The sequence below is a fragment of the Phenylobacterium sp. genome (genome assembly GCF_031425575.1).
Lineage (GTDB): Bacteria > Pseudomonadota > Alphaproteobacteria > Caulobacterales > Caulobacteraceae > Phenylobacterium.
Genome location: NZ_JANPJP010000258.1, coordinates 1 through 1565 on the forward strand (window position 1 = coordinate 1; position 1565 = coordinate 1565).

The following is a 1565-nucleotide window of genomic DNA, read 5'->3' on the forward strand; positions in this document are numbered from 1 at the left end:
GGACCACCGCCACCAGGGTGGCGCCGATGGCCGGGCCGGCCCGCAGCAGGCCAAAGCCCTCGGGCCCGACATGCAGCACATCGCGGGCGAACACCGGCAGCAGGGCGGTCGCCCCGCCCAGCAGCACGGCGAACATGTCCAGCGAGATAGCGCCGAAGACGATCTTGTTGGTCCAGGTATAGACCAGCCCCTCCTTGATCAGGGCCCAGCGAGAGCCCGCCTGGACGATCGGCTTGGTCACGGCCCGGATCATGAAGACGCACACGAACGACAGGGCGTAGAGGACCGTGGTGACGGAGTAGGAGAGGCCGGTGGAGTGGGCCAGCAGCAGGCCGCCGATGGCCGGGCCGACGATGGAGCCCCCTTGCCAGGCCAGGGAATTCAGCGCGATGGCGCGGGGCAGCAGGCTGCGCGGCACCAGCATGGGGGCCAGCGCCGTGGCTGAGGGGCCCATGAAGGCGCGGCTGGCGCCGAACAGGGCCGATAGCACCAGCAGCAGCGGAATGCTGGCGAAATCGTAGATCGAGGCCAGGGCCAGGGTGACCGCGGTGGCGATCTCGCCCGTGTAGCAGAGCAGCAGCACCTTGCGCCTGTCGTGGCGGTCGGCGGTCTCGCCGGCGATGGGGGACAGCAGCAGGACGGGGATGAAGGCGGCCAAGCCGATCATCCCGACATAGAAGGCCGACTGCTTCACATCCATGGTTTCGCGGGCCACGGCGTACATCTGCCAGCCCAGCGCGACGCTTTGAATCTGCACCCCCAGGGTCGCTCCGACGCGGCCGATCCAGAACAGCACATAGTCGCGCCGCTTCATCAGCTCGCGAAGGGTGGTGGGTTCGGCGGGGCCGTCGGGGAGAGTCTCGGTCATGGGCGGCGGACCTTGCGGCGCCACGCCCGCGCTCGCAACGCGTGATTGACGCGCAGGCCGCATGGCCCTATCGCCGCGCTTGTTGATCGAAGTTCCGGGCCTGACGTCATGCGACGACTGCGACGAACCGGGCGCGCCCGCCGCGCCAGTTAGAACCGCCCGCCGGTCTGCGCATTGTTGCGCGGCCGGTGACCGTCGCACTTCCAAGAAGTTCCCATGCCCATGACTCTGTCCGCCGCCGCGCAGGCGCCGACCCTCAAGCTTGAACAGGATCAGGATGGCCCGGCCATCGAGATTCTGCTGGACCACGCCTTCGGGCCGGGCCGCTTCACCAAGGTCTCCGAGCGGGTGCGCGAGATCGCCGAGTTTCGGCAGGACCTGTCCTTCTGCGCCTGGGACGACAGCCGCCTGGTAGGCTGCGTGCGCATGACCCGCATCCGGGTCGGGGAGGCGGAGGTGATCTTCCTGGGGCCCCTGGCCGTCGAGGCCGACGTGCGCAAGTTCGGAACCGGCGGCGCCCTGGTGCAGCGGGCCTGCGAGGCGGCCCAGGCCGCCGGCTTCGCAAATGTGCTGCTGGTGGGGGACGAACCCTATTTCAGCCGCTTTGGATTCTCCGCCGCCCCGGCTCGCGCGGTGCGCCTGCCAGGGCCGGTGGATCAGCGCCGTGTGCTGGTCCGGCCGCTGCGTGAGGGTGGCG

2 protein-coding genes are annotated in these 1565 nt (G+C 69.6%); one reads left to right on the top strand and one right to left on the bottom strand.

Going from position 1 to position 1565, the window contains the following annotated elements:
• A partial coding sequence (locus tag RMO97_RS14955; RefSeq protein ID WP_310541842.1) for an MFS transporter occupies nt 1-868 on the bottom strand: 868 nt, incomplete at its 3' end.
• Between the two features lie 216 nt (nt 869-1084).
• On the opposite strand from RMO97_RS14955, the gene RMO97_RS14960 reads away from it, so the two are divergent.
• The coding region (locus tag RMO97_RS14960; RefSeq protein WP_310541843.1) for an N-acetyltransferase at nt 1085-1565 on the top strand (481 nt) is incomplete at its 3' end.